Origin of the sequence: Streptomyces sp. NPDC002602, from assembly GCF_042889445.1 — a bacterium.
Classification (GTDB): domain Bacteria; phylum Actinomycetota; class Actinomycetes; order Streptomycetales; family Streptomycetaceae; genus Streptomyces.
On the sequence record NZ_JBIAQX010000006.1, the window covers coordinates 225,809 to 250,056 of the forward strand.

Below are 24,248 nucleotides of genomic sequence, written 5' to 3' on the forward strand. Positions count from 1 at the left end.
AACGACGGGGCGGGGACGGGGACCGCAGGGTGTCAGGTCCTCAGACCCTCAGGGCATCGGCCTTCAGGCCCTCAGGCGGGCGATGATCCGCTCCGCGTTCGGCAGCATCCATTCCTGTACGACACCCTCGGGCAGCGCCCGGATCTCCTCCATGAGCGCAGTGATCCGCTCGACCCCCGCTTCCGAGCGGCCCAGCTCCTGTTCCGTCCAAGCGGCGTTGTTCGTGCACTGGAAGCGGTCCTCCAGATGGTCGTGGCCAAGCTCCGCGTAGACGACAGCGGCCCGGTCCCACAGACGGATCTCCTCCAGTCGCAGCGCCGTGAACTCCGCCTCGCCGAGCGCGGTGGCCGCTGAGGCAGCGCTCTCCGCCTCGCCCTCGTCGTCGTTCTCCTCGTCGGACCCTTCCATCGCCTGGACCTGTCGGTCCAGGACCTGGGCCGACTGGTGCCAGGTCTGCGCGAGTTCGGCTCGGAGCTCCGGGTTCTGCGAATCCGTGGCCGACGCCGCCTCCAGCACTCCGGCGGCCTCGTTCATCAAGGCCCTGGCCACCGCCACCGTGTCCACGGTGACCTCCTCGCGCAGCGCCAACCACGCCAGCGAACGCAGGATCCGCGCCTCCGCGACCGGGGCACCGCCCGCGCGCCGATGCAGCTCCAGGGCCCGTTCGTAGGCGGCGACCGCCTCGCGCACCAGCTCCGTGCCGGCGAGCTGGTCGGCGGCCGCCTGTGCGAAGCCCGCCTGGGGACGTGGGTCCTCCCAGTCCTTGGTGAGCTCCGCGGCGTGCAGGTACTGCTCCGCCGAGGCCGGCAGGTCCCGCACCTCGCGCAGGAGATCGCCGAGAAACTCCCGTACGAAGACGGCCTGCTGTTCACCGTGCTCCAGCAGGTCCGGCAGGGTCGACTGCACCACCTCCGCGGCATCGGCGTACCGCTCGGCCCGCGCGTACGCCCGTGCCAGCAGCAGCCGCGCCTGCGCACCCCCGTCCGCGCTCAGCCCGGCCTGGTCGAACCAGTGCGCCGCCGTCAGCGCGTGTTCTGCGGCCTCCTCGGCCCCGTCGCGTCGACGCAGCAGGGCGTCGGCCAAGGTGAGCCGTACGACGCCCTGCTCCTCGGGATCGGTCAGCTCGGCGGCGTGTTCGAGCCCGGACCGGGCCGCCCCCTCCGCCTCCTCGGGCCTGCCCAACGAGAGCAGCACTCCGGCCCGCAGCACCAGGGCGTCCACCGCCTGCCAGGGACAACCCGCCGCGACGGCCCGGTCGGCGGACGAGGCCAGCGCCGACAGGGCCCGCTCCGGGTCGCCCTGCGCGAGGATCACTCGGCCCAGCATCTCCTCGGCCTCCGCCGCCACGTCGGGCAACGCCTGCGCGTACGAGGTGATGAAGGAGTCCAGTTCGGCGGCGAGTTCGGTGTGACCGTGGCTCTGCTCGTGCTCGTGCTCGTGCCCGGCGTCGGGCCCGGACTCGTCGTGTTCGTGGGTGGCCTCGATGGACCGCAGGTACGGCTCCAGGCGGATCGTGGTCAGCTCGGCGCGCGCGATGCGGCGGACCCGTGCCGGGTCGGCCGGATCCAGTGCCTCGGCGGCCCTGACGGCCGTCGCGAGCAGCCTTCGGGTCTCCGCCGGATCCGCCCCCGCCTGTGCGACGACGCCCGCCAGGCGCAGCTCCGCCAGCGCGGCGCGCTCCGCCTGCCCCAGGGCCCGGTAGCGGTCCCTGGCGGCTGCGAGCAATTCCGCCGCCTCGGGGGCCCCGGCGCGAGCCGCGGACACGGCCCGGTGGTCCGCCAGGTCCGCGGAGAGCAGCGGGTCCACCTCCGACTCGGGGAGGGCCGCGACGCTTACGGCGAGGGCGGCCCAGAGCGCGTCCGCCCCCGGGTGTCCCTGATCGCGGGCATGACGGGCCCGTTCCGCCGATGCGTCGACGCCGGCCCGCACCGAGGCGTCCGGAACGGGCGTCGGGGTCGGGACGGGTGTCGGGACCGCGGTCGGTGCGGCGTGCGGCAGCGCCGAACTGCGCACTCCGAGGGGCAGTACGTCGACCAGCGGGGTCCGACCGAGCCGGGCGAGGAACCGGTCGGACACACGGCTGTTGCCGTTGCGCGCGTCGAACCGGCGCGCGATGTCCAGGCAGCCGGCGCGCAGCACCGCGTACAGCTCGTCGACGGAGTGGGCGGATCCCTCGTAGGGGACGGACGCCCCGGCGCCGTGGCCGAGCACGGTGAGCCGCTCCAACAGAACGAGCACACCGCCGTGGAAGTCCAGTTGGGCCTTGACGTCGGTGAGCGGCTTGAGGTGCGTGTCGTGGTCGAAGAGGATCTCCAGTCCGCGTGCCTCGTTGCCGGTGAGAGCGCAGAACTCGATGTGCTGGCCGATCGAGCGCAGCAGGCTCTCGTTGCCGCGCGCCAGGCGGTAGCCGCGCAGGTGATGGGCGCGGGCCTCGTCGAAGCGGCCTTGGCGCAGCAGCGGCAGCAAGGATCGGGCGAGTACCCGGTGCGGTTCCTCCTGGCAGGTCTGCTTGCCCGCGAGCACCGGCTCCCAGATCTCGATCGCCTTGGCGTCGTCGCCCTTCGTCGCCCAGAACGCGCCCTGGCTGTTGGTCTCGCAGGCGTGGCAGTCGCTCATCTCGTCGCGCTCGGTGGCCTGCCAGGCGGCGACCGCGCGCTCCGCGCGCTCGTCGTCGCCGATGGCGTCCGCCAGGTAGTACTCGGACTGACGCACCGCGCGTTCGCTGTATCCGGCGAGGCGGTAGCGACGCTCCATGTCCTCCAGATAGCCGGCGGCGGAAGCCAGCGGGATCTCGGGCGAGTTGATGATCTGGCCGGAGACCCACTTGAAGCGCCAGAAAAGGGAGTGGGCCTCGCCCCGGTCGAAGGTGCCGGGATCGCGGTCGTACTCCTGGAGCAGCCGGGCGAAGGGGACCATCATGCGGGTGCGTTCCGAGCTGTACTCGTACGCGTCGATCAGGGTCACCAGCGCGTTCCGGAACAGGGCCCGGTCACCGCAGACCTCGGCCGCCGCGACGAGTGCCTCGGCCTGGGCGTTGCGTGCGGCGCCGTGAGGGAGGAGGTGGTTCTCGTGCAGCGCCTTCCGGATCTCCTCCGGGGTCAGGTTGCTCACTTCTCGTTCTCCCGCGTGTCGGTGGAGTGGGTCGCCCATTCCAGGAGCCCCAGGAAGGCGCGGTTGAGCAGGGTGGAGTCGGCGGGGCGCAGCGGTCGCTGGGACATCAGCAGCGCCTGGCCGTACAGCGATTCGACGGCGGTCGCGGTCAGCGTCGCGTCGGGGAGGTTCGCGATGCGGCGGATCAGCGGGTTGTTGTGGTTGAGGACCAGGCGGGCGCGCGGCGCGGAACCGCGCAGGGCGCCGAGGATGCCGGTCCACAGGGAATCGGCGCTGTCGAGGGCCGCGGTCCGGTCGCGTTCCTGGCGGGCCTGCCGGTCGTCGAGGTAGAGCGCGGGGACGGACACGGGCTGGAAGGCGCGCAGCACCACGTCGCAGCTCTGGGGTTCGAGCCGGGTGCGGGCGGTGGAAAGGAAGGAGGCGAGGGCCAGCTCGACGGTGGTCGGGACCGGGTCGAGGCGCTCGGTGACGGCTCCGGCGTCCAGCTCGGTGACCTTGAGTTCGGGTCGAACGGCGGGAAGAAGGGCCAGCAGGTCGGCGTCGTAGGTGTAGCCGGCGTTGATGACGCCGAGGCCGTGGGCCGCGGCGATCGGGGCGATCTGGCGGAACTCCTCGACGGTGCGCGTGAAGTGGATGTCGGTGTGTGCGGCAGCGAACTCCTCCAGGCTCATCGACCCCTCGCTGGTCTCGAACGGCAGCCAGGGCAGCATCAGGCCGAGGAGTTCGGCGTCGTGCCGGGCCAGGGACTTCACGCCGAGGTGGTGGACGGCGAGGAAGGAAGCCAGCCGTTCCGGGTCGCTCGCGGCGAGTTCGGCGAGCCAGGCGCGGATCCGGGCACCGAGGGCTTCGCGGACCGCGGCGAGGGTTTCGTCGTCGTACAGGTTCTCGCGGGAGGCGGTGGGCCGCAGGGTGTCGGTGTCGAGCACGACGCGGACGAAGAAGGCCCACTCCGGCAGCAGGTTGTCGGCTTGGTCGGTCAGCAGCATGCCCTTGAGGTGGACCCGGTGTCCGGCCCGGTGGGCGGGGCTGGTGGGTTCGGCGAGGACGTAGGCGACTCCGCGCACGCCGGCGACCGGAAGGTCGAGGTCGATGCTGTCGAGCGGGGTGAAACCGAAGAGCTGCGCGCAGTGTCCGGCGAGCGCGACGCGACGGGCGGCCGGGGTGGGGAAGGAGCGGTCCCACACCGCGGGTCGATCGGTGATCGGGCGGGGCTCGCCGCCTTCGCCGTCGTCGAAGGTGATGTCGTGGTGGAGCAGTGAGCCGTAGTCGCGCGCGAGGCGTTCGACCCTGGCGGGTTCGGTCCATTCCTCGGCGCCCGGGCGGGTCTCCAGATGGACGGTCGTACCGGGTTCCGGGCGTGCGTCGTGGGGAAGCTCGCGGACGGTGTAGGAACCGTCGTCCGTGGCCAGCCATTCCACCGGTGCCGCGAGGGGGTCGCGTGCGGACCGGGTGACGACGCGGATCTGACGCGCGACGACGAAGCAGGCGAGCAGTCCGATGCCGAACTGGCCCAGGAACTGCCGGCGGGTGTCCTCCAGGCCCTGTTCCTCGATCCCGCCGTTGCCGCGCTTGGAGCTGCGGCCGATGGTGGCGAGGAGGGAGTGGGCCTCGGCCGCGGTCAGGCCGATGCCGGAGTCCTCGATGGTGACACGGCCGGCGGAGGCGGTGAGACGGATGCGGACCTGTGCGTCGGGCTCGTGCGCGTGGCGGGCGGTGATGGCGTCGACGGCGTTCTGGAGAAGCTCGCGGACGTAGACGCGCGGGCTGGAGTACAGGTGGTGGGAGAGCAGGTCCACCAGGCCGCGCAGGTCGACCTGAAAACTGTTGACCGCGGGTTCGGTCGGGACTTCGGACGCGGCTTCGGACAGCCCGGCGGTCGGGACTTCGGACGCGGCCTCGGGCAGGGCGTTGGACGCGGCCTCGGATGTGGATTCGGACGTCATGGGGCGTCACCTCACGTGTTCGCATGGATGGTTCGGCGATCGCGAGGTGCCCCCCTCACCGATCCCGGAGTGGGAACAGGTTAGGGGGATGATCTGACATTCTCCCTGTGAATTGTGCGGGGCCCGCGTCACTGGAAGCGCAGGAACTCCGGCGGTACGGCGTCCACCAGCCACACTCCGTTGGCGCTGATCCGGAACACGTGTCCGGCCGCCCGCATCGCCCCCGCGTCCACGCTGAGCACGACCGGCCGTCCGCGTCGCGCGCCCACCCGGGTCGCTGTCTCCCGGTCCGGAGACAGGTGAACGTGGTGACGGGCCATCGGGCGCAGGCCCTCGGCGCGGATGGCGTCCAGCGTTGCGGCGACGGTGCCGTGGTAGAGGTACGCGGGCGGTTCGGCTTCGGGCAGGTCCAGGTCCACGGCGATCGTGTGTCCCTGGCTCGCCCTGATGCGGGTGCCGTCGATGGCGAAGCGCTGTTTGTCGTTGGCCGCGACGACGTGGTCGAGTTCCGCCCGGGTGATGGGGAATCCGTGGCCGGCCGCCGCGTTCAGGAAGTCCTCGATCTCGACCCAACCGTGTCGGTCGAGCACCAGTCCGATCCGTTCCGGCTGATGTCGCAGGTGTTTCGAGACGTACTTGGACACCTTCACGGTGCGTCTGTCATCCATGGCCCCAGCGTGCCGGGTCGCGGGCCCTCGCGGCAGTGATTTTCGGTTGGGCCGATGAACCTGGACTCCCTCTATCGCGTTTCCAAGATACGGAATACATTTTCCGCTGAGCTGACGTCCTTGGGGGAGAAATCATGACAATCGATGCTTCGCTGCCACGTCGTGCGACCGCTGAGCTCATCGGCACCGCGGGCCTGCTCGTGGTGGTCATCGGTTCGGGGATCCAGGCCGCCGCCCTGAGCCGTGACACCGGTGTCGCCCTCGTCGCCAACTCGCTCGCCTCCGCCATCGGCCTCGGCCTGATCATCACGCTGTTCGGTCCGCTGTCGGGAGCCCACCTCAACCCGGTGGTCACGCTCACCTCCTGGTGGGCCCGTCGCACCGGAGGTCAGGGGCTCGCCGGCCGGGACGCCCTCGTCTACACCGCCGCCCAGACCGTGGGCGCCATCGGTGGCGCGCTCCTCGCCGAGGCCATGTTCGGGCGCGTGCCGGGGACCTTCGCCACCCGGATCCGGGGTGGTGGACACCTGCTGATCGGCGAGGTCGTCGCCACCGCGGGCCTGGTCCTGGTCATCCAGGGGCTCGGCCGGATCGGCCGGGCCAAGCTGATCCCGGCCGCCGTCGCCGCCTACGTGGCGTCCGCGATCTGGTTCACCTCGTCGGGTTCCTTCGCCAATCCCGCGGGCACCGTAGGGCGCGCCTTCAGCGACTCCTTCACCGGGATCGCCCCGCGGTCACTACCCGGTTTCGTGGCGGCCCAACTGCTGGGCGGGATGCTCGGCCTCGCCCTCGCCCGGATGCTCTACGGCACGGACCGCACGGACCGCACCGCCCTGCGCGCAGCCGAATCGGAGACCGCGTCGGACGCCGGGCAGGACGCGGGTCCGGATGCCGTGACGGCCAGCGCGCCCGGCGCCGCCCTCGAAGGCACCCCAGACGCCGGACCGGGTGCCGGCCCCGACGCCCGGCCCGGAACCGGTGGAGCCGAGAACGAGCCGGAGACGACGATGGCCGATATTGCCCGCCCCAACACCCGTTTGGGTATCACTGCTTGAGACCAAGAAGGGTTGCCCACAGGAAAACCCGGCTTGTCCACAGCCGATTCAGTCAGTTTTGCAGGCAAGAGGGCGATTCGCCCTGTGGACTACTGATCGAGCACTACCGGCCGCCCCTGCCGACCAACTCGTTCATCGTCCGGGCCTGGATCTCCCGCTCCGTCGCCGCCCGGATGAACTCCGCCACGTGGTCGGGACCCACCAGCTCCTGCACCGCCCGTACCGTCCCGGCCGGCAACGCCACCGGGGTGGGCCCCGTGGGCTGCGTGGCCCCGGCCGCGCCCAGGTGCTGCTGGAGGTGGCGGGTGGCCAGTAGCCTCATGGCCCGTGCCAGCTCCGCGTCCACCGTCTGTTGGGCCAGCGGCCGCAGTCTTCGGACCATGGCCGCCGCCTCCGCCGCGTCCGTGTCCGTGGGCGGGACGTGCCCCAGGTAGCGGGCGAAGACGTGCTCGGTGGTGAACTCCAGGAAGCGCGACGCGATGTGCTCGACCTGCCCGCGCAACTCCCGCAGATGTCCGGTGATCGCCACCAGCGGCACCCCCGCCGCGTACAGCTCCGAGGCCACCGCCAGTTCCTGCGGGGACGGCACGAGGAACTCGTCCGGGCGGCCCGGGATGCGTTCCAGCACCCCGAGCTCGCACGCCTCGCCCACCGCGTCGTCGTCGGGCCGCCCGCCGAACCGTTCGTTGAGCTCGGACCGGCTGATCCGGTCCGCCTCCTCGTCGGTCCACGGCCCGTGCACCTCGGCCACCAGGCCCAGGACGCCGCCCAGCCCGCGCCCGGCGTCCCACGCCTCCAGCAACTCCTTGATGGAGGCCAGGGTGTATCCGCGGTCCAGCAGGTCCGCGATCTGGCGCAGCCGCGCCAGGTGCGTGTCCCGGTAGACGTTCGAACGGCCTCGTCGCTCCGGCTTCGGCAGCAGACCGCGGTCCTGGTACGCCCTGATCGTGCGCACCGTCGCGCCGCTGTGGTGCGCCAGATCCTCGATCCGGTACTCGGCTACCGCCTGATCGGACAATCCCGGCTCCCTACGACATGGCGGCTCGGCCGACCGCGCCCGCCGCGGTCCGGGCGGCAGGTGGCGCCGCCAGGTACTCCACCGCCCTGCGCAGCGAGCCCTCCTGCGAGGGATGGTACGACCGCCGCCGGGAGCGGGGTATGGCCGTGCCGTGCTCTCTGCGCGTCGGCGGGGTCCCCGCGGCCCGGTCGCCCCGCTGCTCACCCCCCGGCTCCGGCCCGCTCACAGCCGGGGCTCCAGTTTCGCGATCCGTCGCAGGGCGCCCGGCGCGAGGCGGGACAACAACAGGGCGCCCTTGGATTCGGGTGTCACCGGCACCACGGCCTGGTTCTTCACGACGGCGAGCAAGATCGCGTCCGCGACCTTCTCCGGCGGGAAGTTGCGCAGGCCGTACAGGCGCGAGGAGCGCTCCTGGCGACGCTTCTCCTCGGCCTCGTCCGCGCCGGCGAAGCGGGAGGTGGCGGTGATGTTGGTGTTGACGATGCCGGGACAGATGGCCGAGACGCCGATCGACTTCGAGGCGAGTTCCGCGCGCAGGCACTCCGACAGCATCAACACCGCCGCCTTGGAGGTGCTGTACGCGGGCAGGGTCTTGGAGGGCAGATACGCGGCGGCCGAGGCGGTGTTGACGATGTGACCGCCCTGGTCACGGTCGGCCATCTGCTTGCCGAAGATCCGGCAGCCGTGGATGACGCCCCACAGGTTGACGTCGAGGACCTTCTTCCAGTCCTCGGCGCTGGTGTCGAGGAAGGACCCGGAGAGCCCGATCCCGGCGTTGTTGACCAGGACGTCCACGATGCCGTACTCGGCGGCGACCTTCTCCGCGAGCTTCTCCATCGCCTGCTCGTCGCTGACGTCCACGCATTCGCCCCAGGCCTGCGGAGCCCCCACGAGACGGGCCATGTCGGCGGTGCGCGCCGCGCCCTCCGCGTCCCGGTCCACGCACACGATCCGGGCTCCGGCCTCGGCGAAGGCGAAGGCGGTGGCCCGTCCGATGCCGCTGGCGGCGCCGGTGACCAGGACCAACTGGCCACCGAACCGGTCGGCGTACCGGCCGGGGGCCTTCTGCTCCGGGGCGCGCGTCGCCGGTTCCTCCCGCGCGTTGACGAATTCGGTGATCCAGGAAGCCAGTTGATCGGGCCGGGTGCGCGGCACCCAGTGCTTCGCGGGCAGGGTGCGCCGCACCAGGTCGGGGGCCCACAGCTCGAGTTCGTCGTAGAGCCGCTCGGACAGGAACGCGTCCCCGGTGGGGGTGATCAGCTGCACGGGCACGTGCGCGTACGCGTCGGCGCGTGGCCGGCGCATCCGGGACCGCACGTTGTCGCGGTAGAGCCAGGCACCGTGCGCGGCGTCCGAGGGCAGGGACGCCGTCGGGTAGTCGCCGGCCGGGACCTTCTCCATGCGCTGGAGGATCCGGGGCCACTGCTTGCCGAGCGGTCCGCGCCAGGCCAGTTCGGGCAACACCGGAGTGTGGAGCATGGCCACGTACCAGGACTTCGCGCCCTGGTTCAGGAGTTGGGCGGCCCGGCGAGGGGTGGGCCGGGCCATCCGCTTCTTGATCCAGTGCCCGAAGTGGTCGAGGGAGGGCCCCGACATGGAGGTGAACGAGGCGATCCTGCCCTCGGTGCGGGAGACCGTCGCGAACTCCCAGCCCTGTACGGAGCCCCAGTCGTGGCCGACCAGGTGCACCGGCCTGTCCGGGCTCACCGCGTCGGCGACGGCCAGGAAGTCGTCCGTCAGCTTCTCCAGGGTGAAGCCGCCGCGCAGGGGGACGGGGGCCGACGAGCGGCCGTGACCCCGTACGTCGTACAGCACGACGTGGAAGTGCTCGGCCAGCCGCCGGGCGACCTCCGACCAGACTTCCTTGCTGTCCGGGTAGCCGTGCACCAGCACGACGGTCGGCCGATCCACCTCCCCCAGCTCGACGACGCACAGTTCGATCCCGCCGGTGCTCACCCGGCGCTCGCGCGCGCCTTCCAGACCCGTTCCGCCGATGCCGCTCATGCCGCCTTCTCCTCAGCCCAGCGCCGCACGTGCGGCAGATCGTCGTCCAACCAGAAGGCGCTTTCCTCGGGGTCCCGGGAGTCGGTGACGACCAGGATCTCCTCGAACTTCGCGCCGGTCCCACGAAAGCCCAGATGCGGCTCCACCGCCCACAGGCCGGGCCGCGGCACATGATCGGAGAAGTGATAGGGACTCCACAGCGGTGACCAGCCCTCGCGGTGCCCGTGCAGGGCGTCGCTCGCCAGGCCCTTGAGGGATTGGGTGCCGAATCCGAACGCGGTCGGTGACCAGCGCCGCTCCCTGACCCGGTCCAGCTTGTGGGCGATGACGCCGAAGGGATAGGCCCGGTGCCGGTTGGCGTAGCCCTGCCGGGTCATGAGTCGCTCCACGTTCTCGTATATCTCGCGCAGGGAGCGGCGCTCGCGGACCTGGCTCAGGATCAGCTCGCGGTGCGGGCGCAAGTCGGCCATCAAGCGGTCCTGTACGGGATGCAGGCCGAGGCTTCCCGAGTACCCGATGTCGGCGGCGTACCCCTTGTGGACCGGGGCCATGTCGAGGATGAAGGGCATCCCCGGCTCCAACCTCCGGTTCGTCGGGAAGAACTGCAGGGGGATCTTGAAGTTCGCGAAGGCGGTGCGGTCTCCGAACCACGCGAAGGGCAGGTGGAACCAGTCCCGCACGCCGCGCTCGCGCAGCCACTCGCGCTGCATCCGCGCCGCCTCGCGTTCGGTCACGCCCGGGCGGAGCTGCGCCGCCACGGCCTCGGCGCACTCGTAGGCGAGGCGCTGGACCTCTCTGAATCCGCGCAGTTCGGCGCCGAGCCCGGCGACTCCCGCGGTCCCGGTCGCTCCGGTGAATGCGGAGCGTCGCGTCGTGCGTTGCTTGGTTTCCCCAGCCATGCCAGCCGTCCGTCCGTGTCCGTGTAGCCGTACGCGCCCGTAACTTGACACTGATGAATGTGACAATGACCGGCGATCACGTCAAGGCCCGTGCACGGACCTGTGGACAAACTTGTCCGGACCACATCAGCCTTTGGGCGGGTCCTGTAGTCCTCAAGGCGGAGACGCGATCCGGCTCCTGGTCTGACGATCCGCGCGGCCCGCGCCACTAACGTCGAGCCTGTGACTGTCATCGCGACCGAAAGCCTGAGCAAGCGGTACCCCCGAGTGACCGCCCTCGACCGGCTCTCCCTGGACATCGGGCCCGGCGTTACCGGGCTCGTGGGTGCCAACGGAGCCGGCAAGTCCACGCTGATCAAGATTCTGCTGGGACTGTCCCCCGCCACCGAGGGCCGTGCCGCCGTGCTCGGGCTCGACGTCTCCACGCATGGCAGCGCCATCCGTGAGCGCGTCGGCTACATGCCCGAGCACGACTGCCTGCCCCCCGACGTCTCGGCCACCGAGTTCGTCGTACACATGGCGCGCATGTCCGGGCTGCCCCCGACCGCCGCCCGCGAACGGACCGCCGACACCCTGCGCCACGTGGGCCTGTACGAGGAGCGCTACCGTCCCATCGGCGGCTACTCCACGGGCATGAAGCAGCGGGTCAAGCTGGCCCAGGCGCTCGTCCACGACCCCCAGTTGGTGCTGCTCGACGAGCCCACCAACGGCCTCGACCCGGTCGGTCGCGACGAGATGCTCGGCCTGATCCGCCGCATCCACACCGACTTCGGGATCTCGGTCCTGGTCACCTCCCACCTCCTCGGAGAGCTGGAGCGGACCTGCGACCACGTCGTGGTCGTCGACGGCGGCAAGCTCCTGCGTTCCAGTTCCACCAGCGACTTCATGCAGAGCACCACGACCCTGGCGGTCGAGGTCACCGACTCCGACACCCACCCGGACGGCACCGCCGCGCTGCGCAAGGCGCTCACCGAGGCGGGCATCACCCTGCACGTGGGCGAGGAGCAGGGACTGCCCGGCGCCGGCCACGTCCTCCTCGTCGAAGCGACGGGCGAGGAGACGTACGACATGGTCCGCGACACCGTCGCCGACCTGGGGATCGGCCTGGTCCGCATGGAGCAGCGCCGGCACCACATCGCGGAGGTCTTCCGCGACAACGACCCGTCCGTGCCGCCCGCCCCGCAGGTGCGGCCCACCCAGCAGAAGGGAGCCGGTTCCGATGGCGCCTGACACCTCGACCCAGATCCACAACATCGGCTACCGGTCCTACGACGGCCCCCGGCTCGGCCGTGCCTACGCGCGCAAGTCGCTGTTCTCGCAGTCGCTGCGCGGCGCGTACGGCCTCGGTCGCTCGGCCAAGTCCAAAGTGCTGCCGATGATCCTCTTCGCGGTGATGTGCGTTCCCGCGCTGATCATCGTCGCGGTGGCCATCGCGGTGCCCGGCTCCACGGAGCTGCCGATCAAGTACACGACGTACGCCCTGACCACACAGGTGATCATCGGCCTGTACCTCGCCTCCCAGGCGCCGCAGTCGGTCTCCCGGGACCTGCGCTTCAAGACGGTGCCGCTGTACTTCTCGCGGCCCATCGAGCGCGTGGACTACGTCGTGGCGAAGTTCGCGGCCATGGCCTCGGCCCTGTTCATCCTCACCGCGACCCCGCTGCTGATCATGTACATCGGCTCGCTGCTCGCGAAGTTCGACTTCGGGGACCAGACCGAGGGCTTCGGGCAGGGTCTGGCGTCCGTGCTGCTCCTGTCGCTGCTCTTCGCCGGCCTCGGCCTGGTCATGGCCGCGCTGACCCCGCGTCGCGGGTTCGGAGTCGCCGCCATCATCGCCGTGCTGCTGATCCCGTACGGCGCCGTGACCGCCGTACAGGGCATCGCGTACAACACCGGTTCCACCGGCGCCATCGACTGGCTGGGCCTGTTCTCCCCGATCACCCTGATCGACGGCATCCAGACCGCCTTCCTCAACGGCACCTCCGCCTTCCCCGGCGGCGAAGGCCCCACGGCCGGCATCGGCTTCGTCTACCTGCTCGTCGCCCTCGGGCTCATCGTCGGCTCCTACGCCGCCCTGATGGCCCGCTACCGGAAGGCCGGGCTGTGACCATCATCGACATCGACCACACCTCCCGCTGGTTCGGGAACGTCGTCGCCGTCAACGACGTGACCATGCGCATCGGCCCGGGTGTCACCGGCCTCCTCGGTCCCAACGGTGCTGGCAAGTCCACGCTCATCAACATGATGGGCGGCTTCCTGGCCCCGTCCACCGGCACGGTCACCCTCGACGGGACGCCGATCTGGCGCAACGAGCAGGTCTACAAGCACATCGGTGTCGTGCCCGAGCGCGAGGCCATGTACGACTTCCTCACCGGCCGCGAGTTCGTCGTGGCCAACGCCGAACTCCACGGACTCGACGACGCGGCCGCCCAGCGGGCCCTGGCCACCGTCGAGATGGAGTACGCCCAGGACCGCAAGATCGCCACGTACTCCAAGGGCATGCGCCAGCGCGTCAAGATGGCCTCCGCCCTGGTCCACGACCCGTCGGTACTGCTCCTCGACGAGCCGTTCAACGGCATGGACCCGCGTCAGCGCATGCAGCTCATGGATCTGCTGAGGCGCATGGGAGACGAGGGCCGCACCGTGCTCTTCTCCTCCCACATCCTGGAGGAGGTCGAACAACTCGCCTCCCACATCGAGGTGGTCGTGGCCGGCCGGCACGCGGCTTCCGGAGACTTCCGCAAGATCCGTCGCCTGATGACGGACCGCCCGCACCGCTACCTGATCCGTTCCTCCGACGACCGGGTCCTTGCCGCGGCCCTGATCGCCGACCCGTCCACCGCCGGTATCGAGGTCGACCTGAAGGAAGGCGTCCTGCGCGTCCAGGCCGTCGACTTCGGGCGCTTCACCGAGCTGCTGCCGCGGGTCGCCCGCGAGCACGGCATCCGGCTGTTGACGGTCTCGCCCTCCGACGAGTCCCTCGAGTCGGTCTTCTCCTACCTCGTCGCGGCCTGAAGGAGCTGGCAACCATGTACAACCCCACTGTCGCCCGGCTCACCTACCGGGCCCTGCTCGGCCGCCGCCGCGCGCTGATCCTCTTCGCGCTGCCCGCCCTGCTGATCGTCCTCAGCATCGCCGTCCGCGCCTTCACCGGCCTGGACGACAAGGTCGCCGCCGATCTGCTCGGCGGATTCGCCCTCGCGACGATGGTCCCGTTGATCGGCGTCATCGCCGGCACCGGCGCCATCGGCCCCGAGATCGACGACGGCTCGATCGTCTACCTGCTCTCCAAGCCGGTGAAGCGACCGACGATCATCATGACCAAGCTGATCGTCGCCATCGCGGTCACGATGGTGTTCTCCGCGATCCCCACCCTGATCGCGGGCTTCATCCTCAACGGCAACGGTCAGCAGATCGCCATCGCCTACACCGTGGCCGCCCTCGTCGCCTCGATCGCCTACAGCGCGCTGTTCCTGCTGCTGGGCACCGTCAGCCGGCACGCCGTCGTCTTCGGTCTGGTCTACGCCCTGATCTGGGAGTCCCTCTTCGGCAGCCTGGTCTCCGGGGCGAAGACGCTGAGCGTCCAGCAATGGTCCCTGGCCCTGGCCGAGAAGGTCGCCGGCGAGGGGTACGTCGACGCCACCGTGGGCCTGCCCACCGCCTCGGTGCTCCTCGTCGTGGTCACCGTCGGGGCCACCGTCTACGCGGGCCAGAAGCTGCGTCGCCTCACCCTCGCGGGCGACGAGTAGGACCGGCGGAACCGCCGTCGCACACCGTGCCCCGCCCGGCCCACCGGCCGGGCGGGGCACAGCTTCGCGGGTCATCATCGGTGCATGATGCCGCACGCCGAGCCCGAGCCCTCCAGGCCGCTGTGGTCCTGGATACGCTCCTCGCCCGGCACGCACATCTGGCTGTTGATCATCGCCGTCACCAGTGTGGTCGTGGTGATCGCTCCCGATCATCTGGACCACGTCCTGCTGCACCGCAACAGCAGCAACATTCACGAGCTCACCCGGCACCCCATTCGAGCCCTGCTCTCCAGCGCGTTCTGGATCGAGAACCCGGCCTCGCTCGCCCTGTACGCAGCGCTCTTCGAGCTCTTCCAGGCCCCCGTGGAACGCTGGCTCGGCACCCTGCGCTGGCTCCTGATCATCGCGACCGCCCACATCACCGCCACCCTGGTCAGCCAGAAGCTGGTGCTGATGGCCATCCGGGACCACCGGGCCCCGCGCAGCATGGTCCACGTCGTCGACATCGGCGTCAGCTACGGACTCGCCGCGGCCGCCGGAGTCCTGACCTACCGGCTGCCCGGCCCGTGGAGATGGCTCTACCTCGCGGGAGTCGTCGCCTTCTTCGGCATCCCCCTCGTCAGCGGCGGAACCTTCACCGACCTCGGACACGCCATCGCGCTGGCGGTCGGCCTACTGGCCTGGCCGCTGACCCGGCATCCACAACCGACTCGTGTTTCACGTGAAACATGACCCTGTGAGGGAGCCGCGGTCGCCGGAAAATGACTGGTATGGGGCGTGCGGCCGGGGCAGAGTGAGCCGTGCGGGGAGCAACAAGAAGGTCCGGGACAGCCACTTCGAGCGCGCCTCGCGGCGCGGGCTGCTCCCGGACCTTTCTCGTCTTCGCGGTCTTTGGACCCGCTTCTTCGGACCCTGCGGTCAGGCCGCGCCCAGCAGACGTTCCAGCACCACCGCGATGCCGTCCTCCTGGTTGGAGGTCGTCACCTCGTCGGCCACGGCCTTGAGCTCCGGGTGGGCATTGGCCATCGCCACACCGTGCGCCGACCAACCGAACATCGGGATGTCGTTGGGCATGTCGCCGAAGGCGATCGTCTCCGCCGCCTTCACTCCCAGTCGACGCGCGGCCAGCGACAGGCCGGTCGCCTTGCTCAGACCCAGGGGCAGGATCTCCACCACGCCCGGACCCGCCATCACGATGTCCACCAGGCTGCCCACGGTCGCCCGGGCCGCCTTGACGAGCTCGTCGTCGCCTAGCCCCGGGTGCTGGATGTACAGCTTGTTCAGCGGCGCGGTCCAGATGGCCGCGGTGTCCTCCAGGTAGATGGCCGGCAGCCCTTCCTGGACCTGGTAGCCGGGCCCGAACAGGACCTCGCCGTCCACCCCGTCCCGGCTGGCGGCGACCGCCAGCGGACCGATCTCCGCCTCCATCTTCGACAGCGCCAGACCGGCCAGTTGGCGGTCCAGCGTCACCGAGGTCAGGAGTCGGTGCGCCCCCGCGTCGTACACCTGGGCGCCCTGTCCGCACACGGCGATCCCCTTGTAGCCGAGATCGTCGAGCACGTGGCGGGTCCAGGGCACGGCCCGACCGGTGACGATGATGTGGGCCGCGCCCGCGGCGGTGGCCGCGAGGAGGGCTTCACGGGTGCGTTCCGAGACGGTGTCGTCGTCACGCAGCAGCGTGCCGTCGAGGTCCGTCGCGACGAGCTTGTAGGGGAAAGGGGCCGGGCTCACTTGGCGATCGGCTCCAGGACCTCGCGACCACCCAGGTACGGACGCAGCACCGGGGGGACCCGCACGGAACCATCGGCCTGCTGGTGGTTCTCCAGGATGGCGACGATCGTGCGCGGGACGGCGCACAGGGTTCCGTTCAGCGTGGAGAGCGGCTGGGTCTTCTTGCCGTCGCGGTAGCGGATCGACAGGCGACGCGCCTGGAAGCCGTCACAGTTCGAGGCGGAGGTCAGCTCGCGGTACTTGCCCTGGGTCGGGATCCAGGCCTCGCAGTCGAACTTGCGCGAGGCGGAGGAGCCCAGGTCGCCGGTGGCGACGTCGATCACCTGGAAGGGCAGCTCCAGGCTGGTCAGCCACTGCTTCTCCCACTCCAGGAGACGCTGGTGCTCGGCCTCGGCCTCCTCCGGCGCGACGTACGAGAACATCTCGACCTTGTCGAACTGGTGGACGCGGAAGATGCCGCGGGTGTCCTTGCCGTACGTGCCGGCCTCGCGGCGGAAGCACGGCGAGAAGCCGGCGTACCGCAGGGGCAGCTTGTCGGCCTCGATGATCTCGTCCATGTGGTACGCGGCGAGCGGTACTTCGGAGGTGCCGACGAGGTAGTAGTCGTCCTTCTCCAGGTGGTACACGTTCTCCGCGGCCTGGCCGAGGAATCCCGTGCCCTCCATGGCGCGCGGACGCACCAGCGCGGGGGTCAGCATCGGGATGAAGCCGGCCTCGGTGGCCTGTGCGATCGACGCGTTGACCAGGGCCAGCTCCAGGAGCGCGCCGACGCCGGTGAGGTAGTAGAAGCGCGAACCCGACACCTTGGCGCCACGTTCGACGTCGATGGCACCCAGCGACTCGCCGAGCTCCAGGTGGTCCTTGGCCTCGAAGCCCTCGGCGGCGAAGTCGCGGATCACGCCGTGCGTCTCAAGGACGGTGAAGTCCTCCTCGCCGCCGACGGGGACGTCGGAGTGGACGATGTTCCCGAGCTGAAGGAGGAGCCGCTTGGCGGCCTCGTCCGCCTCGTTCTGCTCGGCCTCGGCCGCCTTGACGTCCTGCTTGAGCTGTTCTGCCTTGGTGAGGAGCTCCGCCCGCTCCTCCGGAGAGGCCTTGGGAATGAGCTTGCCGAGCGACTTCTGCTCGTTGCGCAATTCGTCGAAGCGCATGCCGGAGGACCTGCGGCGCTCGTCGGCGGAGAGCAGTGCGTCGACGAGGCCGACGTCCTCTCCACGAGCGCGCTGCGAGGCGCGGACACGGTCAGGGTCTTCACGGAGCAGCCGGAGGTCAATCACCCCTCCAGGCTACCGGGCTGGGGTTCCCTGCATCACACCGATATCACGCTGCGTGTCACTATGTCCCAATTGCCGCGAATGTAGAACCGTTGGTCGCCGGCCTGATGCGATCGTTCTCGGAAGGTCGATAAAAGAGGCCGAATCCCTGAAAAGAGGCAAACGCCGGGCCGTGGGCGGCTCCTGGACCGGACTGTGGGCTGTTCTTTGTCCACAGGAATTCCTGCCGGAGCGGTCTTATCCACAGGCTGTGCGCCGCATCTGTGGAAACGCCAACAGTTCATTAGGGACCGTCGGTCGAGCGGGGCGAATCAGGGTTCAAACCACCCTCACACACTCATTCGGGTGGGAATGACTCGCCCCAACGAGTTGATCTGCAATGCGTGGGTGACGCCGTTCACCTTCCGCTCTCCAGCGCGAAACCCGGGCCACCCGACCGATTTGTCGACCTTGTCATGCTGCTCTGTCGACTTGTCCCCAGGTCACCATCTCGCCCTGTGGATAACTCTGTGGACAGTGGACGAAGCCCTACGCGCGGCCGTCGAGGCAGCGCGTCAGCCAATCGGAGGCCGCCGTGAAGTCACCGTCGGAGGTGCCGGGCCGCGAGGTCCGTACGTCACCCAGAGCGACACCAGCCCGTGGGTACGAGCCGAGGAATCGAACCTGCGGACACGTCCGCTTCAGCCCCATCAGTGCTTCGCTGACCCGCCGGTCCGAGATGTGCCCCTCGGCGTCGACCGCGAAGCAGTAGTTGCCGATGCCCGCGCCCGTCGGCCGGGATTGGATCAACATCAGGTTGACGCCGCGCACGGCGAACTCCTGGAGCAGTTCCAACAGGGCACCGGGGTGGTCGTCACCGAGCCACAGCACCACGGAGGTCTTGTCGGCGCCGGTCGGCGCGGCCGGCCGCGCGGGCCGACCGACGAGCACGAACCGGGTCTCGGCGTTCTCCGCGTCGTGGATCTCGGTGACCAGAGCCTCCAGCCCGTACGTGGCGGCGGCGAACTCGCCCGCGAAGGCGGCGTCGAACCGACCCTCCTGCACCAGCCGGGCACCGTCGGCGTTGGACGCGGCCGACTCCCACAGCGCGTCGGGCAGGTTCGCCCGCAGCCAATTGCGGACCTGCGGCTGGGCCACCGGGTGCCCGGTGACCGTCTTGACGTCCGACAGTTTCGTTCCGGGCCGCACGAGGAGCGCGAACGCGATGGGCAGCAGCACCTCGCGGTAGATCATCAGCGGCTCGCCCGAGGCCAGCTCGTCGAGGGTGGCGGTGACCCCGCCCTCCACCGAGTTCTCGATCGGAACCAACGCGGCGGCGGCTTCACCGTTGCGGACGGCGTCGAGGGCGGCCGGCACGGACACCATCGGGACGAGCTCCCGGGTGGCGGCTTCCGGCAGGGTGCGAAGGGCTGCTTCGGTGAAAGTGCCCTCGGGACCGAGATAGGTGAAACGAGTGGCCGACATGTGATCAGCCTAATGCCGGGGGCCATGGCGCCGACGGGCTGTTCACCCTTCGAGCAGCCGCTGTCCGACGTACTCCCCGGCACGCGGCCCGGGCGGGACCGCGTACAGCCCACTGGACTCGTGCCGGATGAACTCGGACAGGGCGTCACCGCGGTCGAGCTTGCGCTGGACGGGTACGAAACCGCGCAGCGGATCCGCCTGCCAGCAGATGAAGAGGAGCCCGGCGTCGGGGGTGCCGTCGGCCGCGATCCCGTCGTGGAAGGAGAACGGGCGACGCAGCATGGCCGCGCCCCCGTTCTGTTCGGGAGCCGAGATCCGCGCGTGGGCGTTGGACGGGATCACCGGCTTGCCGTCGCCGCCGAACTTGTTCAGGTCCATCTCGGTGCTCTCGCCGCCCCCGGTGAGGGGAGCCCCGGTGGCCTTCGTACGACCGATGACCTGCTCCTGCTTGGCCGTGGACTGCTTGTCCCAGTCGTCGAGGAGCATGCGGATCCGGCGTACGACGGCGTACGAGCCGCCGGCCATCCAGGAGTGCTCCGCGGGGCCGGGGCCGCCGGCGGGCACGAAGATCCGCTTGTCGAAGTCGGGCTCCGAGGGCTTCGGGTTGCCGGTGCCGTCGACCTGGCCCATCAGATTGCGGGCGGTCATCGGGGAGACCGTCGCTCCGGGAGACCGGTTGAAGCCGTTCATCTGCCAACGCACCCGGGCGGCGTCCCCGGCGTCCTTGTGCAGGGCGCGCAGCGCGTGGAAGGCCACGAGTCCGTCGTTCGCGCCGATCTGGACCCACAGGTCGCCGTTGCTCCGCTGGGGGTCGAGCCGGTCCGAGGAGAAGTTCGGCAGCGGGTCCAGGGCCGTGGGGCGGCGGGCGGCCAGGCCGGTGCGTTCGAAGAAGGAGTGGCCGAAGCCGAAGGTGACCGTGAGGGACGAGGGCCCCGCGTCGAGGGCGATCCCGCTGTCGGCGTTCGGCGCGGTCTCTCCCGCCATCAGCCGCCGGGCGGTTTCGGACCAGCGGCGCATCAGCGCGGCCGCCTCCGTGCGCCCGGCGCCGGGGGCCAGGTCGAAGGCCAGTACGTGGCCCTTGGCCTGGAGCGGCGTGACGATGCCGGCCTGGTGGTCCCCCTGGAAGGCGACCTCCGTGGCACCGAGGGAGGTGAGGGCCCCGGCGGCGCCGGGCGCGCCTCCGGCCGGGGAGTCGGACAGTGCCGAGTGCGTGAGGGCGCCACCGACGCCGCCGAGCGCGAGCCCGGCGGCGCCCGCGGCGCCGACCGTGCCCAGCAGTCGGCGCCGGGAGATCTCGATGTCGGGGTGGTTGTCGCTGCTCTCGGTCACGCTGGTCAGCCGATCTTCACGTTCTTCTGGACGGTCGTCTGGTCGATGTCGGAGGTACGGACGGTCACGTCGATGCGCCACTCGCCCGCGAGGGGCAACTGGACCCCGGACGACGACCAGTGTCCGGGAGCGGCCCGGTCCGGGGCGAGCGGCAGCGGGCCGATGTCCTTGGCCGGGAGGGTGAAGGCGACCTTGATCTCGGGAAGGTCGAGGGGCTGCCCGTCCGGGCCCTCGGCCCACAGGTGGAGGGTGTTGGCACCCACCCGGCCGGGGTCCAGCTCCAGGCGTACGGTGCCCTTGCCGTTCTGGCCGCCGGTGTCGAAGGGCAGGGTGATCTTCACGGCCCGGTTGGGGACGGCGGTCGACGCACCGTTGCGGCCGGTTTCCTGCTGCACCGCGCGGCCCGGCTCGGTGTTCGTCAGGACGGTGGTGACGGCCAGCAGGGCCACGGCCACACACGCCTCGGCGAGAACGCTGCGGCGCAGTCCCGCGCGGCCCGGATCGGAGTTCCGTACCTGCTGCTCGCGCGCGTTCTCCCGGGCGGCGCGCTGCCGGGCGAGCTGGGCGGCGCGCTTGGGGTCGGAGGGAACCGTCTCGAGCGTTGCCGCGGGGACCGTCTCTCGAGTTGTTTCACGTGAAACAACGGCCGTTGTTTCACGTGAAACAGCGTCCTTCGCCCCGGCCGCCTTGTTCGATCCCCGACCTTCGGCGAGCCGGGCGGTCCAGCCCCGGGAGACGTAGGCGATGCCGACGAGGACGAGGACGAGGCCGACCTTGATGAGCAGCAGCCGTCCGTAGCTGGTGTCGGTCAGCGCGGACCAGCTTCCGAGCTGGCGCCAGGACTGGTAGACACCGGTGATCGTGACCACCAGGACGCTGATGAAGGCGACCTTGGAGAAGCGCCGGACTGCCTCGCGCTCGATGTCGGGGACCTTGCGGAGGGCGACCAGCAGGGCGGCGAGTCCACCGAGCCAGGTGGCCACGCCCAGCAGGTGCAGGATGTCCGCCGGCATCGCGATGCCCGGCTGGATCCCCGTGGAGGCGTGCTCGGCCAGCGCCCAGGTCGCGGCGACGCCGGCGGCCAGGACGGAACCGCCGATCCCGAGTCCGAAGGCGAGATCGGCGGTGTCCTTGCGCTCCTGTGCCCCGGAGTCTCCTGCCTCGGTCTCTTCCCCGGACGGGGCCGGGGTGCTCGCCGTCCCGGCCGCCTGCTGCCGGCGCGCGTACGCCCCGAACAGCACGGCGATGAAGAGCGCGGCCGCGCCGAGGAGAAGCAGCCTGGACACGAGGGAGGCGCCGGTCTTGGTCTCCAGCACGGCTTTGAGGCCGTCGAGGTCGAAGACGTCGGCGAACTTGCCCGAGCCGGTGTACGGGTTGCGCAGTGCGAGCATCGCCAGCGTGGCGGCGGTCAACGTGACCCAGCCGCGCAGCACGAGCTTCTGCAGAGGGCGTTCGACCGACCCCCGCCGCCAGCACAGCAGGATGAACGCGGCGCCGCCGACGAGCACGATGAAGCCCGCGTAGGCGGCGTACCGGGCCAGCCCGTAGGCCACGCCCACGGGGCCGCTGCCGGCCTGTTGCGAGGGAAGGGTGACCTGGGTGGCCGACGGAGCGCCGATGGAGAAGGTGAAGGCACCCGAGATGGGGTGGCTGTCCGCCGACACGGCCTGCCAGGCCACGGTGTACGTGCCGTTGGGCAGGCCGGAGTGCAGGGCGGTGCCGTAGCGGATGGTGGATCCACTGCACATGTCGCGCAGTTCACCGGTGTCCACGCGCTTGCCCTGCGGGTCCATCACGCGGATGGAGTCGTCGCCCATGGCGACCTGCTCCGAGAAGGAGAGGGTGACCTGGGCGGGTGCCGTGGCGACCACCGCCCCGTCCTTGGGGTCGCTCGCGGTGAGTGCGGCGTGTGCCGTGGCCGGTGAGGCCGCGGCGAACAGGGTTGCCAGCAGGGCTGCGAGGACCAGCGCGCATCGCGGCAGGAAGGCCGGGATGTGTGCGCGGACCGGGGCGGGGGCGGGGGCGGTGGCCGTCATGGCGTGTCGGTTCCTCGGTCCGTCAGTGGGCGTTGGAGTTTTGCGCGTTGTACGTCCGTTCCTTCACGTCCAGCTCGACCTTGACGGGGTCGGCCTTCTCGAAGCGCAGCTCGACGGTGACCTTGTCGCCGACCTTCGGCTTGTTCTTGAGACCCATGAACATGACGTGGTTGCCGCCGCGCTCCAGGTTCAGTTCGCCGTTCGCGGGCACGTCCATGGACGCGACCTGCTGCATCTTCTGGTCCTTGGTCTCGTGGATCTGGAGATCGTCCGAGAGCGGGCTGGTGACGCCGGTGAGCTTGTCCGCGGTCTTCGAGTCGTTCTTGATGACCATGAACGCACCGGCCATCTTGTCGTTGACCGGCTCGGGCATGAAGGCCCCACTGACGGTCATCGTCGGCTTGGCGCCGTCGGCCTTGGTGTCGGCGTCCGAGGAACAGCCCGATATGGCGAGCGCTGCCGTCAGGGAGAGCGCGGCGGCGAGGGTGCGGGTGGTGCGGGCGTTCACGGGGTGTCTCCCTTGACGAGCTTCGGCAGGTCCTTGGTGTAGTCATCGACGGTGGTGCCCTCGCCGTAGAGGACGTAGCCCTCGTCGGTCTTGGGCGAGAACGCGATGACCTGGGCGCCGTGCATGGAGACGACGCTGCCGTCGGCCTCCTTCTTGGCGGCCTCGATGCCGATGCCGAGCGTGCGTGCGCCGGCCTGGATGGTGGCGAAGTCCCCGGTCAGTCCGATGAAGGACGGGTCCTGGGCCTTGAGCCACGCGCCGAGGGAGTCGGGGGTGTCCCGTTCCGGGTCGGTGGTGACGAAGACGACCTGGAGCTTGTCCTGGTCCGCCTTCGGGAGCGCCTTGCGGGCGACGGCGATGTTGCTCATCGTCAGCGGACACACGTCGGGGCAGTTGGTGTAGCCGAAGTAGATGAGCGTCGGACGGCCCTTCGTCTGCTCCCGCAGGTTCCACGGCTTGCCGGTGGTGTCCGTGAGGACCAGGTCCGGCTTGTCGAAGGGGCGGTCGAGGACCGTCGCCGCCCCGGCCTTGGCCTGGCCGCTGATCTGTTTGACCGAGCCGCCGGTCTCGGCGGTTTTATCGCCGCAGGCGGTGAGGGTGAGGGCGGCCGCCGCGAGGAGCGCGGCGACCGTCACACGTGTGGTGCGCATGGAGAGGTGTCCCTGGGATCGGGGAGGGTGCGGATGGTCTGAATGACAGGGCCTGCGGGCCCGTCGGATCAGGAGGCGCGACGGCGCGAGGCGATTCCGAAGGCGACGCCGCCCAGCCCGATCACGATGCCCGCGATGCCGAGGGCGCGCGCGGTCGTGTCCGAGCCGCTCTTCGCGGCCTCGTCGTGGGCCATGTCGCCGCTCTTGGCATCGCCGGCCTTGGCGTCCCCCGCAGCGTGGTGGTCGTCACCGGCCTTGGCGGCGACCAGCTTCAGGACGGGCGCCGGGTTCTGCGGTTCCGCCGCACCTTCCTTGGCCTCTTCGATCCAGCGGACGACCTCGTTGTTGTCGTACGTCTGGATCGCCTTGAGGACCATCTGGTCCGCGTTCTCCGGCAGCTTGCCGACGGACACCGGGAACTGCTGGAACTTGCCGGGCTCGATCTTGCCGCCGCTCCAGGTCACCTTGGTGACGGCCTCGTTGATCTGCTTGCCGTGCACGGTGAGCGGCTTGTCGAGCTTGGACTTCTCGACCTTCACGGTCCAGCCGGGGACGTCCTGCGGCATGACGGAGGTCAGCGGCTGGTCGATCGGGAAGTTGACCTCCAACTGGGTCGTCGACGCGTTGTCGCGCTCGTTGGGGACCTTGAAGTTGATGACGGCGTAGCCACCCTTGGTGGCCTCGCCGGGCTGTACGCCGACGTGGGCGAAGGCGGTACCGGACAGGACGAGGACGGTACCGGCGGCGAGGGCGGCGGCGAAGGAGACGCGAGAGGCCTTCATGGCAGAAACACTCCACGGGAACGGTGTGAC

General features: G+C 70.3%; 20 protein-coding genes and 1 pseudogene. 6 read left to right on the forward strand and 15 right to left on the reverse strand.

Annotated elements, in window-relative coordinates; translation table 11 throughout:
- Positions 1 to 63 precede the first annotated feature (63 nt).
- From ACFYW3_RS19345 to ACFYW3_RS19355, 3 genes are all read right to left on the reverse strand, one after another.
- A complete protein-coding gene (locus tag ACFYW3_RS19345; RefSeq protein ID WP_389386850.1) occupies positions 64 to 3,111 on the reverse strand; it encodes a tetratricopeptide repeat protein in 3,048 nt (1,015 codons plus the stop codon).
- Positions 3,108 to 5,054, reverse strand: a complete 1,947-nt coding sequence (locus ACFYW3_RS19350; protein WP_389386851.1) for an HSP90 family protein — start codon at positions 5,052 to 5,054, stop codon at positions 3,108 to 3,110. Before ACFYW3_RS19350 ends, ACFYW3_RS19345 begins: the two co-directional genes overlap by 4 nt.
- Positions 5,055 to 5,182: 128 nt before the next feature.
- Positions 5,183 to 5,722, reverse strand: coding sequence for an RNA 2'-phosphotransferase (locus ACFYW3_RS19355; RefSeq protein WP_389386852.1), 540 nt, complete (start codon positions 5,720 to 5,722; stop codon positions 5,183 to 5,185).
- Positions 5,723 to 5,856: 134 nt separating this feature from the next.
- Between ACFYW3_RS19355 and ACFYW3_RS19360 the strand changes: the two genes are divergently transcribed.
- Positions 5,857 to 6,777, forward strand: a complete 921-nt coding sequence (locus ACFYW3_RS19360; RefSeq protein WP_389386853.1) for an aquaporin — start codon at positions 5,857 to 5,859, stop codon at positions 6,775 to 6,777.
- 103 nt (positions 6,778 to 6,880) lie between these two features.
- On the opposite strand, the gene ACFYW3_RS19365 is transcribed toward ACFYW3_RS19360, so the two are convergent.
- The 4 genes and pseudogenes from ACFYW3_RS19365 to ACFYW3_RS19380 form a co-directional block, all read right to left on the reverse strand.
- Positions 6,881 to 7,795 carry a MerR family transcriptional regulator gene (locus ACFYW3_RS19365; RefSeq protein WP_389386854.1) on the reverse strand — a complete coding sequence of 305 codons (915 nt, stop codon included), beginning with the start codon at positions 7,793 to 7,795 and terminating at the stop codon, positions 6,881 to 6,883.
- 10 nt (positions 7,796 to 7,805) lie between these two features.
- Positions 7,806 to 7,973 (reverse strand): annotated as a pseudogene (locus tag ACFYW3_RS19370) (metal-dependent hydrolase); the annotation flags it as partial.
- A 44-nt stretch (positions 7,974 to 8,017) separates the two neighbouring features.
- Entirely contained in the window at positions 8,018 to 9,799 is a 1,782-nt protein-coding gene (locus ACFYW3_RS19375) for an SDR family oxidoreductase (RefSeq protein ID WP_351749888.1), read from the reverse strand.
- Positions 9,796 to 10,698 (reverse strand): M24 family metallopeptidase, encoded by a 903-nt coding sequence (locus ACFYW3_RS19380; RefSeq protein ID WP_389386855.1) that lies wholly within the window; start codon positions 10,696 to 10,698, stop codon positions 9,796 to 9,798. The genes ACFYW3_RS19375 and ACFYW3_RS19380 overlap by 4 nt, the downstream gene beginning before the upstream one ends.
- A 222-nt stretch (positions 10,699 to 10,920) precedes the next feature.
- On the opposite strand from ACFYW3_RS19380, the gene ACFYW3_RS19385 reads away from it, so the two are divergent.
- From ACFYW3_RS19385 to ACFYW3_RS19405, 5 genes are all read left to right on the forward strand, one after another.
- The gene (locus ACFYW3_RS19385) at positions 10,921 to 11,928 is read left to right on the forward strand and encodes an ABC transporter ATP-binding protein (RefSeq protein ID WP_351749892.1); all 1,008 of its coding nucleotides are present in this window, start codon (positions 10,921 to 10,923) and stop codon (positions 11,926 to 11,928) included.
- Positions 11,918 to 12,805 carry an ABC transporter permease subunit gene (locus ACFYW3_RS19390; RefSeq protein ID WP_351749894.1) on the forward strand — a complete coding sequence of 296 codons (888 nt, stop codon included), beginning with the start codon at positions 11,918 to 11,920 and terminating at the stop codon, positions 12,803 to 12,805. Before ACFYW3_RS19385 ends, ACFYW3_RS19390 begins: the two co-directional genes overlap by 11 nt.
- Positions 12,802 to 13,713, forward strand: a complete 912-nt coding sequence (locus tag ACFYW3_RS19395) for an ABC transporter ATP-binding protein (RefSeq protein ID WP_351749895.1) — start codon at positions 12,802 to 12,804, stop codon at positions 13,711 to 13,713. Before ACFYW3_RS19390 ends, ACFYW3_RS19395 begins: the two co-directional genes overlap by 4 nt.
- 14 nt (positions 13,714 to 13,727) lie before the next feature.
- Entirely contained in the window at positions 13,728 to 14,447 is a 720-nt protein-coding gene (locus ACFYW3_RS19400; protein WP_351749897.1) for an ABC transporter permease subunit, read from the forward strand.
- Positions 14,448 to 14,531: 84 nt separating this feature from the next.
- Complete coding sequence (locus ACFYW3_RS19405) at positions 14,532 to 15,179, forward strand: rhomboid-like protein (protein WP_351749899.1); 648 nt, start codon at positions 14,532 to 14,534, stop codon at positions 15,177 to 15,179.
- A gap of 186 nt (positions 15,180 to 15,365) precedes the next feature.
- On the opposite strand, the gene ACFYW3_RS19410 is transcribed toward ACFYW3_RS19405, so the two are convergent.
- The 8 genes from ACFYW3_RS19410 to ACFYW3_RS19445 all read right to left on the reverse strand — a co-directional run bounded on the left by ACFYW3_RS19410 (position 15,366) and on the right by ACFYW3_RS19445 (position 24,218).
- Positions 15,366 to 16,178 carry an HAD family hydrolase gene (locus ACFYW3_RS19410; protein WP_351372540.1) on the reverse strand — a complete coding sequence of 271 codons (813 nt, stop codon included), beginning with the start codon at positions 16,176 to 16,178 and terminating at the stop codon, positions 15,366 to 15,368.
- Positions 16,175 to 17,452, reverse strand: a complete 1,278-nt coding sequence (serS, locus tag ACFYW3_RS19415) for a serine--tRNA ligase (RefSeq protein ID WP_267802294.1) — start codon at positions 17,450 to 17,452, stop codon at positions 16,175 to 16,177. Before serS ends, ACFYW3_RS19410 begins: the two co-directional genes overlap by 4 nt.
- A 525-nt stretch (positions 17,453 to 17,977) precedes the next feature.
- Entirely contained in the window at positions 17,978 to 18,913 is a 936-nt protein-coding gene (gene pheA, locus ACFYW3_RS19420; protein ID WP_351749902.1) for a prephenate dehydratase, read from the reverse strand.
- A gap of 42 nt (positions 18,914 to 18,955) precedes the next feature.
- The gene (efeB, locus tag ACFYW3_RS19425; RefSeq protein WP_389386912.1) at positions 18,956 to 20,251 is read right to left on the reverse strand and encodes an iron uptake transporter deferrochelatase/peroxidase subunit; all 1,296 of its coding nucleotides are present in this window, start codon (positions 20,249 to 20,251) and stop codon (positions 18,956 to 18,958) included.
- On the reverse strand, positions 20,248 to 22,278 hold the full coding sequence (locus ACFYW3_RS19430; protein ID WP_389386856.1) for a copper resistance protein CopC: 2,031 nt from the start codon (positions 22,276 to 22,278) through the stop codon (positions 20,248 to 20,250). The genes efeB and ACFYW3_RS19430 overlap by 4 nt, the downstream gene beginning before the upstream one ends.
- A 22-nt stretch (positions 22,279 to 22,300) precedes the next feature.
- Positions 22,301 to 22,786: a copper chaperone PCu(A)C gene (locus ACFYW3_RS19435; RefSeq protein ID WP_389386857.1), complete on the reverse strand. Its 486-nt coding sequence runs from the start codon at positions 22,784 to 22,786 to the stop codon at positions 22,301 to 22,303.
- Positions 22,783 to 23,436: an SCO family protein gene (locus ACFYW3_RS19440; RefSeq protein ID WP_351749906.1), complete on the reverse strand. Its 654-nt coding sequence runs from the start codon at positions 23,434 to 23,436 to the stop codon at positions 22,783 to 22,785. The genes ACFYW3_RS19435 and ACFYW3_RS19440 overlap by 4 nt, the downstream gene beginning before the upstream one ends.
- Before the next feature lie 68 nt (positions 23,437 to 23,504).
- Positions 23,505 to 24,218, reverse strand: a complete 714-nt coding sequence (locus ACFYW3_RS19445; RefSeq protein ID WP_389386858.1) for a YcnI family protein — start codon at positions 24,216 to 24,218, stop codon at positions 23,505 to 23,507.
- Between the last annotated feature and the right edge of the window lie 30 nt (positions 24,219 to 24,248).